13 protein-coding genes and 1 pseudogene are annotated in these 15,631 nt (G+C 42.7%); 3 read left to right on the forward strand and 11 right to left on the reverse strand.

Going from position 1 to position 15,631, the window contains the following annotated elements; all coding sequences use genetic code 11:
• Window positions 1-241: pseudogene (locus F458_RS19615) on the forward strand (IS110 family transposase); the annotation flags it as partial.
• A gap of 137 nt (window positions 242-378) precedes the next feature.
• Here the strand turns inward: F458_RS19615 and F458_RS0113625 are convergent.
• A complete protein-coding gene (locus tag F458_RS0113625) occupies window positions 379-1,239 on the reverse strand; it encodes an LPO_1073/Vpar_1526 family protein (RefSeq protein ID WP_018983978.1) in 861 nt (286 codons plus the stop codon).
• On the reverse strand, window positions 1,239-1,487 hold the full coding sequence (locus F458_RS20720; RefSeq protein WP_156824252.1) for a hypothetical protein: 249 nt from the start codon (window positions 1,485-1,487) through the stop codon (window positions 1,239-1,241). The genes F458_RS0113625 and F458_RS20720 overlap by 1 nt, the downstream gene beginning before the upstream one ends.
• Window positions 1,488-2,364: 877 nt before the next feature.
• On the opposite strand from F458_RS20720, the gene F458_RS19620 reads away from it, so the two are divergent.
• Together F458_RS19620 and F458_RS0113640 are read left to right on the forward strand one after the other, a co-directional pair.
• Window positions 2,365-2,964 carry an outer membrane beta-barrel protein gene (locus tag F458_RS19620; RefSeq protein ID WP_018983980.1) on the forward strand — a complete coding sequence of 200 codons (600 nt, stop codon included), beginning with the start codon at window positions 2,365-2,367 and terminating at the stop codon, window positions 2,962-2,964.
• A 206-nt stretch (window positions 2,965-3,170) separates the two neighbouring features.
• Entirely contained in the window at window positions 3,171-3,566 is a 396-nt protein-coding gene (locus F458_RS0113640) for an H-NS histone family protein (RefSeq protein WP_018983981.1), read from the forward strand.
• 38 nt (window positions 3,567-3,604) lie between these two features.
• Here the strand turns inward: F458_RS0113640 and F458_RS0113645 are convergent, their stop codons facing one another.
• The 9 genes from F458_RS0113645 to F458_RS0113685 form a co-directional block, all read right to left on the reverse strand.
• A complete protein-coding gene (locus F458_RS0113645; RefSeq protein WP_018983982.1) occupies window positions 3,605-6,670 on the reverse strand; it encodes a hypothetical protein in 3,066 nt (1,021 codons plus the stop codon).
• 21 nt (window positions 6,671-6,691) lie between these two features.
• Window positions 6,692-7,288 carry a hypothetical protein gene (locus F458_RS0113650; protein WP_232362671.1) on the reverse strand — a complete coding sequence of 199 codons (597 nt, stop codon included), beginning with the start codon at window positions 7,286-7,288 and terminating at the stop codon, window positions 6,692-6,694.
• A 9-nt stretch (window positions 7,289-7,297) separates the two neighbouring features.
• Complete coding sequence (locus F458_RS0113655) at window positions 7,298-7,672, reverse strand: hypothetical protein (RefSeq protein WP_018983984.1); 375 nt, start codon at window positions 7,670-7,672, stop codon at window positions 7,298-7,300.
• Between the two features lie 51 nt (window positions 7,673-7,723).
• Complete coding sequence (locus F458_RS21080; protein WP_232362672.1) at window positions 7,724-8,068, reverse strand: hypothetical protein; 345 nt, start codon at window positions 8,066-8,068, stop codon at window positions 7,724-7,726.
• Between the two features lie 201 nt (window positions 8,069-8,269).
• A complete protein-coding gene (locus tag F458_RS0113665; protein ID WP_018983986.1) occupies window positions 8,270-9,214 on the reverse strand; it encodes a hypothetical protein in 945 nt (314 codons plus the stop codon).
• Window positions 9,215-9,455: 241 nt separating this feature from the next.
• Window positions 9,456-9,851: a S8 family serine peptidase gene (locus tag F458_RS0113670; RefSeq protein ID WP_018983987.1), complete on the reverse strand. Its 396-nt coding sequence runs from the start codon at window positions 9,849-9,851 to the stop codon at window positions 9,456-9,458.
• A gap of 20 nt (window positions 9,852-9,871) precedes the next feature.
• Window positions 9,872-10,216: a hypothetical protein gene (locus F458_RS0113675; protein WP_018983988.1), complete on the reverse strand. Its 345-nt coding sequence runs from the start codon at window positions 10,214-10,216 to the stop codon at window positions 9,872-9,874.
• A gap of 310 nt (window positions 10,217-10,526) precedes the next feature.
• Complete coding sequence (locus tag F458_RS0113680) at window positions 10,527-14,702, reverse strand: hypothetical protein (protein WP_018983989.1); 4,176 nt, start codon at window positions 14,700-14,702, stop codon at window positions 10,527-10,529.
• The gene (locus F458_RS0113685; RefSeq protein WP_018983990.1) at window positions 14,692-15,630 is read right to left on the reverse strand and encodes a DotH/IcmK family type IV secretion protein; all 939 of its coding nucleotides are present in this window, start codon (window positions 15,628-15,630) and stop codon (window positions 14,692-14,694) included. The genes F458_RS0113680 and F458_RS0113685 overlap by 11 nt, the downstream gene beginning before the upstream one ends.
• Between the last annotated feature and the right edge of the window lies 1 nt (window position 15,631).

Below are 15,631 nucleotides of genomic sequence, written 5' to 3' on the forward strand. Positions count from 1 at the left end.
TTCTAAATTTATTCGTCAAACGTTTATTGAATGGTCAGCGAAAACAGTCCGCTACTCTTACTGGGCACAGCTTTACTACGAACAGCAGCGGAAGAAAGGGAACACTCATCAGCGAGCAGTGCGCTCCTTAGCCTTCAAGTGGATAAGGGTTTTGTACTGCTGTTGGAAAAGTAAAACACCATATGATGAAACGAAGTACCTCAAAGTATTAAAGGAGAGAAATTCGCCTTTACTTGGATAAAATTGGTTGACGAGTGGCTCAGGGCATTAAGCGGACGTTTAACGCCTTGCTAAGAGGCGTAAAGTGCTTGTCTAAAATTAGTGACGAAGAAACGCAAGGCAATCGTTTTAGGAGCTTTTAAGCAACTTATTGTACGTCTATTTAATCCAGATTGAGTAATCTAGACGACCTAAGCTTTTTGAAAGGTTTGCAATAGCGATGGCTTGACCGACACTTGTAAGAGTCACCTGCCCGCCTTTGCTGTCTTTATCAAACTCTTCAAGTAGCCTCTTTGTTGATGGACTGAACTGAGCAACATCAGACTTAAACTTATCTTTGTCCGTGTATCCTAGGCCTTTAAATAAGGAATTTATCCAACCATCGTAAATATCAATATGCATCATCGACATAATGGAACAAGTTCCTGCAAACTGAATATGACGTTTTTGTGAATCTGATATACCAAAGCCTGCTGAAACAGCATTCAATGCCATTAATGAAACAGGTTCTAGTTGAGATACATGTCGTAATCCATCACGACCGCAATGCGTCATAAAATGGATAAAAGATAAATATGAGATCTGCTCCTGTGTTAGCTTGGGAACCACATTAACTGCTTCAGACACTACGATGTCTTTAAAGTCCGAAGATGAAACCGAAGCTCTCTCTGAGATCAAATCGACAAGAACATTCGTATTTGCTTTTTTTCCGCGTCTTGCACTCGATTGCACCGCATCATTGATTGCTGCTTGTACGTCAGGGTCTTTAAATTTTTCCAATGTGATAAATTGGGCATTTTGAACGATTTTTAGTTCCAACTCTTGTGCAAACTCTCGAACATTATCCTCAGCTTCGCGAATAGCTTCTTCTCGTAATGCTGGAAAGTTATCTCTCAAGAACAATAAACATAGCTCTCTAACCTCAGCAACAGATAACCCATTGTTAACTGTGACGTTTCCACCTGCCTGTATAGCAGAAGAGTTTTCAGCAACTTTCTGATCTTGTTTTTTCCCCAACATTAGTCTTCCCTGATTGAATTATTTATCGTCACATTTCCGCCAGCTTGTATTCCTGATGAATTCGAAGACACTTCCTGATTTTGGCTTTCACTCTGGTCTTTATTGCTATTGCCAAACACAAATGACGAAATTAAAGCCGAAAACGAAACAACAGTCGTTAATAGAGGTTCAAAACTTGGCTCGAAATACAGCCAACATAGAGAAACCAACAAGGCAAAAACTGACAAGACTTTGATAACTAATTGCACAATACCTCCGACGTAAACAGCTTACAACTGAGACGTCATAGTAACACCCGTTTCCTCTTAAAAACTATATTCTGTGTCTTCATGGGATAGAAATTGAAATGTCCGCTTTACGAACACAGCCGCCGTTCGATTGCTAACGGGGTCAAAAATGACAGAAAGCGGATAGCAAAATACGTAAATTTTTGTGAAATATTAGTCTGGCACAGTCCGTACTATCTTTGGGTATACTTCACTACACCATCGATAGCGAGGCAGTTCTATCATACGTCCACCCCATCACATCAGCAGGCAATATTTCATATTCGAAAGCGTATTCCCTTAGCCTGAAACAGACTCCATCAAAATAGGCTTTCGCCACCAAAATCGGCTGGCCTATAGTGAGCAAAACCTGTTCGCCCGGTTCAGGCATTTTATGCATCGGTGAGTACACTTTGCTTCCCTCAAAATAAAAAATTATAAAGGAAGATATGGGCAGAGAAACTGAACAAAATAGCAGAATGAAAGAAGCTATAAGAGAAAAAACTACTGAGTCTTCTGATATATAAAATGCCTGCTCTAAGGCTATACACTAAGCTTTGACTAAAAATTATGCTGTATTTGATAAAAGCACCAATGCTCGGGGGCGTCGCTGATTCACCTATATTTACATCTGACAGATATTGAAACCATTCTTTAATCTCTGTCCAATTAGTCCGGCAGTATTCTTTTGTAGAACAAGCGATATCACAGATGCTAATACTTGTATAAATAAGAAGCGAATCCAGCTGTAAATTCATTTATCCCGATTTATTGTAGTTATTTCCTATATTTTGCTAAGGCCAAACCCTAAAGTGCCCTCGTCGCATTATGACTAGTAGTATTTATAAGGAATTATTTAATGAAACGCACTTTAGTTGCAGCTGCAATCGCCACTTTTTCAATGAACGCATTCTCTGCCCAGACTTTCTCTGACGGTCCTGCCTGGGATTTTGTTGAAGCTGGCTATCAGACCTCGGATATCGACGGTGCCGACCCATTTGAGCCAGCAGGCATCAACCTTGAAGGTTCTTTACTGGTGGGTGAAAACTTTTTCGTTAACGGTGGGTACCGCAATCTTAGCGATGAAGAGATGACTGTTGAACTTGAGCTTAGTCAGCTAAGCCTGGGTGTTGGCTATCGATATGGCATGACAAAAAGCACAGATGTATTTGCAACTGTAAGTTTTGAAAATCTGGATGCTGAAGTAAACTTTGAAGGTGAGAACTTTTTCGCTGGCGATGAAAACGGCTTTGGTGTTGCTATTGGTGTTCGCTCCATGGTTATCGACCAGCTTGAGCTGTCAGCACAGGTTAAGCAAATAGAGTTAGATGAAACATCTAACACCGGTTTTGAGGCAGGTATCAATTACTACTTCACTCCGGCACTTGCTATCGGTGCGACCTATGAAGACCGTGATGATTATTCATTTACCGGTGCGCACGTACGCTACGCATTTTAATAATTAGCGGGCTTCAGGCCCGCTTTTTTCTCTAATATTCCCTTCACCAACCACCAGCAGTTTAGCCTTTCCGGCTTTGTAGTCATTACACTTAGCGCATTTCAACTTTTGCTCATCGCTTCAAAATTAAAAAGTCTTGGATTTATCATGTATTAATGTAAGCATAGCGAAATATATATGCTTATAAGACATTTACGATAATCCTTATGACTGATTTTACCGATACGTTAACCCACCAAAGAAAGCTTCAGGCAGCAACCAACGAACTGACAGTCGAGCAGCTCGAAGACATTCGCACAAAGCTTGAAAACATCATTGAAAAGCGACGCGAGAAGGCAGCGGCACAGGAAGCTGAAAAAGCAGAGAAAAACAATAAGATTGAGAGCGTGCTGGCGCTTCTTCAAGAAGAGGGGCTCTCTCTTGATGATTTGACAGATAGCAATAAACCTTCGAAAAATACCGGCAAGAAACGTCCTATTAAGTATCGCCTGGTTGACGAACAGGGGAAGGAACATTTGTGGACAGGTATTGGTCGGATGCCAAAGGTTTACAAGCAAGCGTTAGATAACGGTAATCAGCTTGAAGAATACGAAATCAAGTAATAACGATAGATTAAAAAAGGGGCTTTCAAGCCCCTTTCTTATGCCGCGTTTGGAATGTAGTGGTGTTTGTAGTAGCGCATATTATCGGCCACTATCGCATCGAGGATCCCTGCTTTAGTAACACCTTCCTCAAAATCCTCTTCAATGCCCAAATGTTTACGCCTGGCTTCAATATCTTCCTGAAGAGAACCGCCCGGGTACCGGTGGACAAGCAGCTTCATCGCCTCACTTTCTCCGATTCTTTGCGCCAACTGTTCAACGACATAGGTGTCAGTACGCGTTGAATTCACGCGCCATAAGAATTGTGGGCCGAATGTAGACATCATAAGCTGCTCAAGCCAACCATCGTCAGTATCAAATATGCCAAGCATAGTCGCACCACGTTTTGACGGCTTTCTGAGACTGTTTTTTAAGTGATATTCCATTGTTGGACTAAGCTGAAACTCTTTAACAATAGATTTAACATTTTTCGCAGTACCTGAGCCTAAAATGATTATGCTTGATGCCAGCCTTTTTATATCAGCAGGAAATGCATCTGCTAATTGACTTGCAAGTGTGACATCAACACCCCACTTACGCCCCTCAAGTACGGCTGTAATAAGCTGCAAAATGAATTCTGGCACTTCACTACCACGATGAATCTCATCAGCACAAAAGCGTTTAACAGTTCGCTGTAAGCGCTCAACGTCCAGCTTGTGATATTTGCGATAATCAATCTTGTAAAGGCCAACTTCTGCTTCCATTTCTTTTAATGAATCTGGTCCCTTGTACATGTCAGTTGTTAATACATGATATGCCAAGGTATAAAAAAGTGTTGTGCGACGCTGTCCTTCAATTCCTCGCCCTTTAGTGACGTCATCAAGATCTAACGAAACAATCCTGGATTGGCCTATGTCAAAAAGCGTTTCACCCCCAAGAATTGGATAGGCATTAACAGCTGCACGAAGTTTTCTTGAAACGTAACTGGTTATCGGCTCTTGGCTTAACGTTTTTGCATCTACAAATTCATCAGCAATCCGCGGATCCGAACAAAGTGAATTTAGATAGGGCACTGTAGGGACTGCGTATCGTTGCGCCAACGATGCAAGACGGGGCTCATCTTGAAGATAAAGGAAGTCTACAATGTCCCACCAGATTGGACGCTTTGCTTCTGATTCAAAACTGTATTTCTCTAAAGCTTCATCTACCTCTTCACATAAGCCTGGAACGTATGTATGAGCGTGAAGGCGTTCAGACAAACGCTTGTATGCCAAGTCAATAAGGCCATTTATCACATCCAGCGTACCTTCAGGTGGCGCCGAACCATCATCTTGAGCAGTTAATGATGAGACCAAGTTTAATATTGTAGAGCGATGGCCAGAAAGTGGATAACGTAGACCAAGCTGCGTATCCATGGGATTGATGCGATTTTCTTTCGTATTTTGAAGCCGGTAATATGCAGCTAGGTGCTGTTTGCTCAATGGAAGAAGAGATTTAACAAGCTCAACAAATCCTTTGGAGCCGGGGCCAATATCTATCTGACGAATATAAGGTATTTCTTGGGCGTCAGGGTGCAATAAAAGAGAAAAATTATCACCCGCCAGCTCAACTGTTTTACCAAATCCCATTGGCCCAACGATCATTTTTGTCCAGTGAGACTGTTTGGTTGAGTAGGGCTGCACTGGCATTATTTTGCCACGTATGGAGCGCATAATACGCGAGCCTGACTCCCATACGCTTGCCGGCTGAGTAATGGGTAGCAAACTGATTGTATCGGACAAGGTATAGGGAAGCGGTTTTGCTGAGTTACCCCTGGTCAAGCCCGGAATACTTGATAGTACAGATTCAACAACATCACCTTCCGCTTGCGCGGATTCAGCATGCCCCCAAGACTGAAGGATTCGAGCTATTTGTTCACGCCGTTTTTTGGCTAGACTAACATCACCATCATACGCCCATGTGCAAATTGAAATCCTTAATTGAATAATTTCTTCACCGGCTTCACGAAGAGCACGAAGCCGTTCAGATACTTCAATAATATGTTTGTTGTCTGGCGTACCACCCAATTTGTCGGTAATTCGAAGAAACGAAGCCATCGTCTCTTGAAATACCAACAAGCTTATTCCATCAGCTGACATATCAAACGTAATCCTGCAAGGTATGTCAGCTTTTTTTAATTCCCTGTACAGTATATTAAATGGTTTAGCTTTTTGCGGGGCAAATGAAACAGATAAGGGGGCATATACAGAGTCTCCGACTGTTGCTAAAGAGCTTTCGACAATCTCCATCTCGCGAGACATTATCTGATCGGCCAGTTTTGGTACGCCAACCATAGAAAAGTCCCCTTTACGCGACTCAGGCAACTCCATACTATGGTTATCACCGGGCAATTGGACCTTATAATTAAGGTCCGTCCATGCGCTATCATAGGCGAGGCGCATATCAAAAGTGATCTCATGGGTGTCCAGTAGGCGACAAAAAATATCATTATTGCGAAACATCTCTCGCAAATTGTCGAGCAACGTAAGATGTTTGTTCGCATAATATTCAGCACCGTTCGCGATAGACTGGCACTTAGTCATGAACGGCATGCCCTCAGCCTGATTTAATTTTAGTTTTTGCAGCTCCTTACTTTCAGTTGGTGTTAGGTTGCGCACTTTCGTTTGGACAACAATATAATTGCGTTCACTGTGACAAAATGCTGCATTAGCTTGAATGTATTCATCAATAAGACTGGTATCTATTAATCCAAGATTCTTTGCTGTCTTTCTGGCATTGGCTCCGAATACTTGCTCCAACTCTTCCTCTGTTTTATCAGTATCCATCGAGAAAGAGTGCATTATGCGGTGAGTACCATTGCCCAGATAAGCTTTAAATTCAGCTTCTATCGAAAGTACCAGCTCATCCAGCTTATCAGCGCCAACGACTTGCCTGGAGCCATCAATACGTATCGCTGATATAAGTGAACCATCATCTTGTATCAAACAGTGCTTTCCAAAAACGGTATCAAGTGAGACATGGTCTTTAGGGCTTTGTTTAAGCAGTTTTGACGATACTATCTGGGCAAGTGTTTCCCACGTAGAGAGTGCGCGTTCCGCGAACGTATTAGGGTGGTTATACAACATGAAAGGTTCTCTTGAATTAGATTACACAGGCTTTGCAAAATAGTCAGGATTGGTCCGGTACCAATACTGAAAAACATGACGATAAGTGGCTCGGGAAGGAAAATAACGAAGGTGCTTAAATATTTTTGATGCTTCAGCCTCAAAATTACGGCGTACGCTTTTTAGTGCATTTACTGTCTGCTGAGTTGAGCCTTCATCCACCATAAACAGGTAGTCTTTTTTAGAGGCCTGCATTCGCTGAAATTTCGCTTGAACTGCATTAGCCCCATGCTGATAAGGAAGCTCTTCAATTATCGCGGTATTTAGAATGCGAGCGGCATTGCTTAACTGCCCCTGAGTTATGTCGGGGGCGTGTAGAATTAAACCATGATTTATTGTGCCATTTACTGTTCTGCCCAAACGTAGCGCTGAACTGCAAAGCGCACAAAATACTGTGGGCCTGTCCTTAAAAATTATCACTTCCATATAGCCACTTACGACCTCAGGTGATGATTTTGAAACAAAACCACAGCAAGCACATGTAAATTCAGATTCGTTTAGAATTTCCCATTCACGCCGGGTTACCTGATAATTCAGGTCTTCCGGCATTGTGGGACGATCTGGAAAATTTGAAATCACGGTATTGAGCTATCGTGACTGTTCAATTAACGTTTTTGTTTGCTTAACTTCTTCAGTACTACCGAAAAACTGAGAATTGATCGCAAGCATTATCCCAAAAGTGCTGGCCAACAGACCGCCCCCACCAATTTTTTTCCAATGAGTTCCACTGCTTTCCTGACCATTTCTACCTTGGATTAAACCCATTACCCCGGCAGCGATAATTAGAACACCAATGATGAGCAGTACGACTTGTATAGCACCCCATACACCCATTCCGCCCTTGCTTGCGTTTTCCCCCATACAACCAATGTCACAATCGTTGCTGGCCTGGGCAACGGTTGTAATCATCATAAGTAAAGCTGAAGATGTAACTCGTTTAATTGTTTTAGAACTTAGTCTCATTTTTACTACCTTTTATGTATTGAAATAAATAGCGAACGATTGTTTGTTATCTTAAAAAGTTAAGTATTCGGTACCGTATCGCCCCTGACCAAGAGTCATTGATAAAGCATCTACGAAATAAGGAAAGGCAACACAGCAACCAGCCAACCCCCATAGGACCAACGCCTCACTTACCCATTTTTCTCGACGATTGTGGGCACCTGTAGAACCAACATAGATAGCTTTGGCAACCAGTACCCACGCAAAAAAAGTGATATAGGTGGTGATTGCGTACAGGCCCACCCGAAAGTCATCATTGGATGCATAAGGTGAATAAGACTGAAGAATTACCGGATTGGTTGAACGCCTGAAAAGCGTATAACTGGCCACATTCAAAACCGTCCCAAGAGACAGCATCAAGGGCCCCAAAAAAATCATGAAATAGCAACTACCAGGTGCTGACTGCTGTGCCTTATTACTTTGTATTAATAGCGTTACACCTTTAGATGTAACTATAAGACCGGTAATAGCGCTAAAGACAACAACTGCGCTGTACAGGCCTGGAAGAGCCCTAGCGATAGAGTGAAGCACTTGTAAAGCGGCAGAGTAATCCATTTCTTAGCCTCGTTTGAGCAAGCAGCTACCGGCTTTGATCGAATTTGTTTGGGCGCTCATCACTGTTACCTGGCCGCAATTTGGCACATCGACACCGGGTTTAACTCTAAGCTTTTGGCCAGTTACGGTATTTACGATAAAGCCAAGTTTGGCGTTGAAGTTAACTAGCTTTATAACCCATGGGGATTTCTCAACAGCGGGCTTACCTTCACCTTTGAATCGACGTGCATGAGTCGGCTCTTTGTCTTTTGCAGTGTCAGGTTCTGAGCTTAATTTCCACTCTTCCAGGGCCTTGGTACGGTTAGCCAGCCAACCGTAATTTTTTGTATTTGTATCAACATCAGTAGCAATCTTTGATAAAGAACCTGTGACTGTAACCAGCTTTTCTTTTACATCTTCAATCCCAGCACTTGGACCGCTTGTTGCTATCATCAACACCTCTTGTTCCAATGCATCGACACGCTGAAGTAATTGGCTGAGATTTTCATTAAGGCGCTGTACTGAGGCTTTATTTAGCTCTCCTGCCTGTAATGCAGCCTCAGCTGATTGTTTGAGATCAGTTGTTTGACTTTGGTTATTAATATTGACTGTTTGCGCAAGTTCTTTTACTGAATCTGTTTGGGCTTGTAGCGAAGCAAGCTTTTGCTCAAGAAGGTTCTGGCGATTACTATTGTCTTTGAATCCCGGCAGAGACAAATTCGAGACAGCCTCATAAAATTTATCTGGCCCCATTGCCGTAACAGTTACCCCAATTCCTATTGCAACAACTGCAGAGCCAACAATGTACTTGCTTTTATACCAAGTTGACTGGCTGCGCTTAACTGGTTTGGCCCTATCAACTGTCTGTTCACGCGGTGTCTCGTTTTGCTCGTTTGGAAACGGCGTTACGGATGCAAGACCATCGTCTTCATCTGATGCAAAATCTGGATTAAATTTCTCTGCGCTCACTGCATGTGCCCCGCTGTTTAACTTATGGGGCTTAAGTTAAACACTCGAACGGGCGCTCTCAACGAAATAAGGTCAATAAATCGGGAAACTTAAAAACTACAACTTTAAGGCTTTACGTGAAGACGAAGCAGGTGGGAGCCTGGTGAGTTTAGATATCGCTATCCTTACTATTGAACGAGCCATGATATCTCAAGGTACTATTCCTTCAGAGTGAGAACTGGAGGGAAATGCTGTTTAATATTTATTTCTGTGGTAGGCGTTCGCCATCAACTTCAAAGTCTACCATGCCATACCGCACACTGGACTCTTTTTCTAAAAGGGCTATAAGTGCATCAAGATCTTCCGAGCTACTTGAATTCACTTCTATTTGCCAAATGTTAAGTTCACTAATATTGCCGATGACTTTCCCATTAACAATCTTAGCCAGACGTAGCGCCTCGTTGGCATTAAAATCAGTTTTTAATGCAACAAGTACATAACTACTAACTATTTTGTTACCGAATTCATCCTCAATAGATGAGCTCATATGGCCTGGTGACAGACCTCTTGAAAAATCATTGCTGTCACAACCCAAAACAAAAAAACAGGTACAGAAAATAATTGTACTCGGCTTTTTTAAAAAACCTCTTTTACCCATTATCAATAACCCAGTGATGCCTAATGCATAGGGTTTTGCTCTTTAATTTGCTGGCGGTCAAGATATGGCGTCTTGTCGTTTGATGGCGGCGGCGTTGGAGGAATAGGTCTATTAAGAATCCTTATTTTATCTAATATAATTCCGCTAATCACTGAACCATTAGGTCGCTTCTGTTTTTCACTCTCCAGAATTGAAGTTAAAAGCTCGCTCTTACCATCTCTTTGAATAAAAACAAAAACGTCTGAAACTTCACCTTTAAGGCTTTCATACTTTCTAATATGCTTAGAATTTTCTGTTTGCAGTCTAGCTACCGACTCCTTGTGTTCTGCAGCAACTTTCGAATCCAGCTCGGCCTCCATTTTCATTCGAGATATTTTCCTATTTAGACGATTTATATGTATAAATGAGATTATCAGTAAGAAAACAGCTAGGAAAATAATTGCTAGTAGATACATTTTGGATAATTTAGCTATGACAAGTTGTCTTCAAATTTATCATTAAGCCAATACAGTGGCTAGCAGCAACATGTCTCTTAAACATAATTCGATTATTATTGAACAGCTCTTACCAGTTATTCATTAATGCATTAGCCTGACTAAGCAGAGCTGTAAGAAATATGTTAGCTCTGCTTACAATAGCCATAATGTGATACTTATTATGGCTACAGACTCCCAATTAATGCTTAGTGGGTAAATCTTTATCTGTAATGTGAGTAAAGATTTTCATTACCATTTCTGTATTTTGAGGGATTCTCACAGTGACCGGACGATTTACGCGCTCTGCCAGTGATGGTAGCAGCGCCCGGCCAACTTCCCCAACCCCCTGTAATGCAATCTCCGCATAATTTAGACCTTCAACGATTGTCGTTGTTGAGGTGCTTCCCGGGATACTATCTGTTATTTGAGTGCGATCCTGAGAGTTAGCAACACCGTCTGCAACGCCAGTTCCAAATGACGCAAGGAATACGCCCCCAAACCGATACCAGAAGTGGTCGTCAACTTCTGCAGCCATACCTGCTGATGCTGTGGAAGGGTCTAATGCCAGCCCTTCAGTGCTGAAGCATTTTAATTCCAAAGGACAGATCTGATTAAATTTAAGAACTGCATTGTCGTAAACCAAATCCACTATTGCGTATGCTTTTGCCAAATGTAATGGATGCTCTGGAAAAGGCATATGAATCTCAACTTCGAGCCGGTCATTAAAATCGGTATTAAGCGCATGGGTTGTCGCAACAAAGAATGTTGAGCCAGTAGGTTCCACAATTTGTGACTGGGGCCGTATACTTTTAGCTCCAGTGTTGCTGTCACTGCCAACAGGACTCACCTGAGTACTTTCTTGAGAAGGCATTCCCGGGGCTTTAGCGGTAGTAACATCGGTAGGCTTGAATGTCGGTGTTATATTCTTTTCATAGCTTTTAGCTGTTTTTTCCATTGCGGCAATATAACTAGCCACCCGCTCACCAAACCGGCTTCTAGCGGCTTGGTCAACTGCACTTAATTTAATCTTCCCATCATCTGTTTGCGTCTCTTCAGCTTTTTTAGCTAAATCTTTGTTTTCCTCGGTATCTTTCGAGGATACGTTTGTAACTTCACTTTTCTCAGCTGGCTCTTCAGGTAAAGATGGGGGAGTGACATTATTCTCTGAATCCTTAGCTATGCCATCATCAGATAATAAGTCTAAGTTGCTCAACGTTACGGGCTTCTCATCGATAATTATACTATCGCCATTTGCTCCAACAACTTGTCCTCGGCCATCAAGGCGTAATCTCTGGCCTCTGTATCTAATGGGTCGCTTTAGTCTATCCACCAGCTGATTTGTCGCATCTACATAGACATGTTTACCATCGCGCAAAACTGGCTTGCCGTTTTCATCAACTACTAGCCCTTCCTCTGACTTGTAATATTCAGTACCTGGAATTTTAGTTAGCTGCTTCGAGCCGGCCAAAAGCTTTCCGTCCGCGCCCAAAGCGACGCCTTGAGCATCCACCGGTGTTATACCGCTCGCTTTTTTCCCGTCTTTGGTAATAAACTCACCAGCTTCACTTAAATACAGAGAGTTACCACGAGGGTCACGCAAAGGGTTACCGTCCTCGTCAATCAATCGACCTGTTTCAGGGTCAATCTCAATAGCTTTACCATTATATTTGAAAGGCCTTCCCTCTTTATCGAGAAGTTTTCCATCGCGTGTAATATACACGTCCGAGTCACCAATTTTCTTCATCGCAGAGGTGACCGGTTTACCATTACCAAATATCAAACGACCGTCACCATCTGCAAAGATAGCCTCTTTAACTGGCTCGCCATCCTCTGTAATGATCTCACCCTTATCATTCATAAATAAAGGGTTACCCTTTGAGTCAGTGACAATATTTCCATCTTCATCGTAAATTCGGCCGTCAGCCCCAACTCTGACGTTTTTACCCTTATAAGTGAGAGGCTTGCCATTCTTATCAAGAATGTATCCATCTTCAGTTTTGATAAAGCCGCTTTCATAGCTGCGACCTAAAGGGTTTACTGCCTCAAATCCACCATTGGCTATTGTTGAAAGTGCGCCTTCATCCCATGGCGATATCGCTTCTTTCCCTGTTTTATCTTTAAGACGCATGTTTTCATCAAGATACAGTTCACGACCATCAACCCCTTTAACTGCCTCACCATTTGCGTAAACCAAAGCGCCATCCGGGCGACGGTAAACCTGCTTTCCATTGTGGGTAAGTGGCTTTCCATTTAAAGTAACCAGTTCTTTAGGCACTGAAGCTGATTTATGATTACCCGATCCATGGGAGGGATTCGTCAACTGATCGTTTATCGCTGCATCAGGCACCCCAAACTCATTTTGTATTGTTCCGTCAGGAGCGACCGTTAGCAAAGAACCCGACTCATCTCGCAGCTGATTCCCATTTTCATCCAAAAGAATATTACCTTTGCGAAACACCGGCTTTCCATTCCGATAAACCTGTTTACCATCTGGCCCCAATAGCGGCTTGATAACATCAAACTGTTCTGTCTTAGGGTCAATTTTTCCACTTTTGGTGCTAAACCCTTTCATTCCTGATAGCTCACCATTTTCATCAACGATAAATCCTTGCTCGTTTAAGCGAAGTGGACCACCATGCTCATCAAAAATGGGATTTCCGTCTGCATCAAAGAGCTGGCCATTTACTCCCTCAAATACAGCTTTACCATTATAAAAAAGTTGCTCTCCTGATTTACTGAGGACTGGCTTGCGAGCATCTCTGTCCATCATCATTTCGCCAGTAGAAGATAAGACCACACCTTCACTGGAGGTTAGATCAACGCCAATCTGTGCCAGTTTGTTATCTTTAGTCACAAACCGGCCCAACTCATCTATATAGAGCCGATTACCCTGTTTATCTGTCACAGGCGCTAAATCGTAAGTGCGTAAACCAATGAGTTTATTTGGAAGGTAAGTATTAAAGTCGAGAAACATGTCCTTGTGTTTGAATAGCAGAGGTTTACCACCTACAGATGCTAATAATCCATCACTTGAAATGAAAACATCAGATGTGCCCTTTTGTGAAAGCTTACCAGGTCTGGAAAGCAGGTGGCCATTACGGTCATAAGCGACACCATTGCTATTTTTCAATAAACCAGACTGGACACTTCCCTTGCCGATATCCACACTTAGCCTGCCATCGTCTTCCAATAGCACAGAAGCGTTTTTATGGTTTTTCAGGTTGGTTGCGCCTGATAACAGCCTCTGGCCTATGCCCAGTTTTACAGAGGCAGAATAGTAAGTGATTGCCCCAGAGAACCTATCTTTAAGGTTTCCGTTATCATCAAGCAGAATATCAGAGTCACCCACTCGGCGAAGATTGGTCAATGGCTCAGTCAGCATTCCAAAGTTATCAATCATGATCCCGTTGAAGGAAAAAATTATCCCGGGCTTAGTGAAGGTCGTTCCGGTGTTATCCACCAAGTGACCGGCATTTGACTGAAAAACTACGTTGTTTTCCCATCTTGCGGGAACACCGCGAGAGTCGGTTATTTCTCGCTCTCGATTACGAAAAACGAAATTGCCTGAGTGTCGAATTGGTCTTGCATCTACAGTTACTAGTTGTGACTCGCTAGTTATATAGATGTCAGTTGTATCTACTTGCACCATGTTTCCGGCTCTGTAGGCGAAATGTCCATTAGCAAGCAGCACAACGCCATCATGAGTTAACAATTGTCCTCGCATTGGGATGAGATTAGTTTCTTTATCAATGATTTCACCATCTACACTTAAGAAGAGCTCACCAACACCCGCAATATCGACTGGCCGATTGTCTGACCAAACAATGCCCCCGCTATCAGACAGCTTTACGTCTTGACCATGAAGCTTTAGTTTTTGCTTATCGTCAGAAACCAGGTACCGATCTGCGGCAACATAAATATCACTATCACCAATTTGTGTTATCAGGTCGTTATCACTATCAAACTCAACGCCGGCACGCGACAAACGCGCATGAAATTCGGCATCTGACATTGTGCACCCACATGTAGAGACATCGGCATCTCCCCCGGCTATTGGCTCTGGCTTCTTTCCATCTATAACAAAAGGAATATGTACACCGTTCTGCGTCCGGATTGCTCGGTCGTAATTTTCTTTATTTTTTTGCTCAACAGCTTCCTTATAAGCATTCGACTTTTCTGCACCAACATTCACTACAGAGTTAGATGGTGTTGCCTGAAGCGGAGCTTTAGCGCCATCTTCTTCGGAGCTCGTCACAATAAAGAATATGACAAATGCTAAACTAACAGCGAAAAGAACGCCGCCGGCAACAAACAAAAAGGGGCGATTTGAAGGTGCTAGCAAAGCGCTGGTGTACTTATTGATTTTATTGCGCATAACTGCCGCGCTCCTTTTGAAAATAGACAGACACTGCATTGCCGTTGTCAGTAGTGAAAAGCAAAGATGGGAGGTAGGAAATTTCATAAGCGGTATAACCGCCTGGACCATGACGCACGCTAAGAGGATCTACCCCGTGCACATGTAAATTAGTTAAAATATAAAGTAGGTTACCGCGCTGCCAGGCGCTTACATCCTGATGGGAACTTTGTAATTTCTTAAATTCATTCGGTAAACCAACCCCTCCATGAAGTACCTTTTGCATATATGGCTCATTGGACATCATCGCGTGGTTATCATCTGATATAATATCCTTTGATGTATTGGGCCCTAGTTGGGGGATTTGTAGAGTCAAAGACGAATGATATTTCTGCTTGTCTGCCACAAGTTCAAGCGTAATCAATTCATCTATGCCTTTAAGCCCAACAGTCAGATTTGAAGACCCGACCCGAAACTTCCCATTCACACGAAGTTTATTCGAGGTTTCGCTGATAACCTGCTTTACATCAAATTCTTCTGAAGAGCCTGTTGTTTGGTACATTACCGGCCAGACGTTACCTGCTGCATCAATGAATGAAACATGGGTATCCCAACCCGGTGTGATATAAATTCGATATGGTTTAGCTGCAGGTGAGATATCAAGTGCATCGACTTTGCGTATGGAATCTGCCGGCTTTTGACGTTTCAACGCTTCGGCCTCTGAACGTTTTCTCTCAACATATTGCCTGAGCTGCTCCGGCGTCATTTTGAAATTTCTTTCTAGAAAGATTTCAAAGGCCAGATCCTTCATTTCTTCATCTGTTAAGTCAGTTGCCTGAGCTTCGTCTGTATAAGGGACGACATCAGCCGGAATAGGATCTTTATTTTGATTAGCCTGTGCACCAGTGGCCAAGACCAGAGCCAGGAAAGAGAACGCTTTAAGTTTCATA

The organism is Salinimonas chungwhensis DSM 16280, from assembly GCF_000378185.1.
GTDB lineage: Bacteria > Pseudomonadota > Gammaproteobacteria > Enterobacterales > Alteromonadaceae > Alteromonas > Alteromonas chungwhensis.

Excerpts from the sequence above, each read along its gene's own strand:
- F458_RS0113625 (WP_018983978.1), bottom strand. The coding sequence starts at position 1,239 with ATGTTGGGGAAAAAACAAGATCAGAAAGTTGCTGAAAACTCTTCTGCT.
- F458_RS19620 (WP_018983980.1), top strand. The coding sequence starts at position 2,365 with ATGAAACGCACTTTAGTTGCAGCTGCAATCGCCACTTTTTCAATGAAC.
- F458_RS0113640 (WP_018983981.1), top strand. The coding sequence starts at position 3,171 with ATGACTGATTTTACCGATACGTTAACCCACCAAAGAAAGCTTCAGGCA.
- F458_RS0113645 (WP_018983982.1), bottom strand. The coding sequence starts at position 6,670 with ATGTTGTATAACCACCCTAATACGTTCGCGGAACGCGCACTCTCTACG.
- F458_RS0113655 (WP_018983984.1), bottom strand. The coding sequence starts at position 7,672 with ATGAGACTAAGTTCTAAAACAATTAAACGAGTTACATCTTCAGCTTTA.
- F458_RS21080 (WP_232362672.1), bottom strand. The coding sequence starts at position 8,068 with ATGCTGTCTCTTGGGACGGTTTTGAATGTGGCCAGTTATACGCTTTTC.
- F458_RS0113670 (WP_018983987.1), bottom strand. The coding sequence starts at position 9,851 with ATGGGTAAAAGAGGTTTTTTAAAAAAGCCGAGTACAATTATTTTCTGT.
- F458_RS0113675 (WP_018983988.1), bottom strand. The coding sequence starts at position 10,216 with ATGAAAATGGAGGCCGAGCTGGATTCGAAAGTTGCTGCAGAACACAAG.
- F458_RS0113680 (WP_018983989.1), bottom strand. The coding sequence starts at position 14,702 with ATGCGCAATAAAATCAATAAGTACACCAGCGCTTTGCTAGCACCTTCA.
- F458_RS0113685 (WP_018983990.1), bottom strand. The coding sequence starts at position 15,630 with ATGAAACTTAAAGCGTTCTCTTTCCTGGCTCTGGTCTTGGCCACTGGT.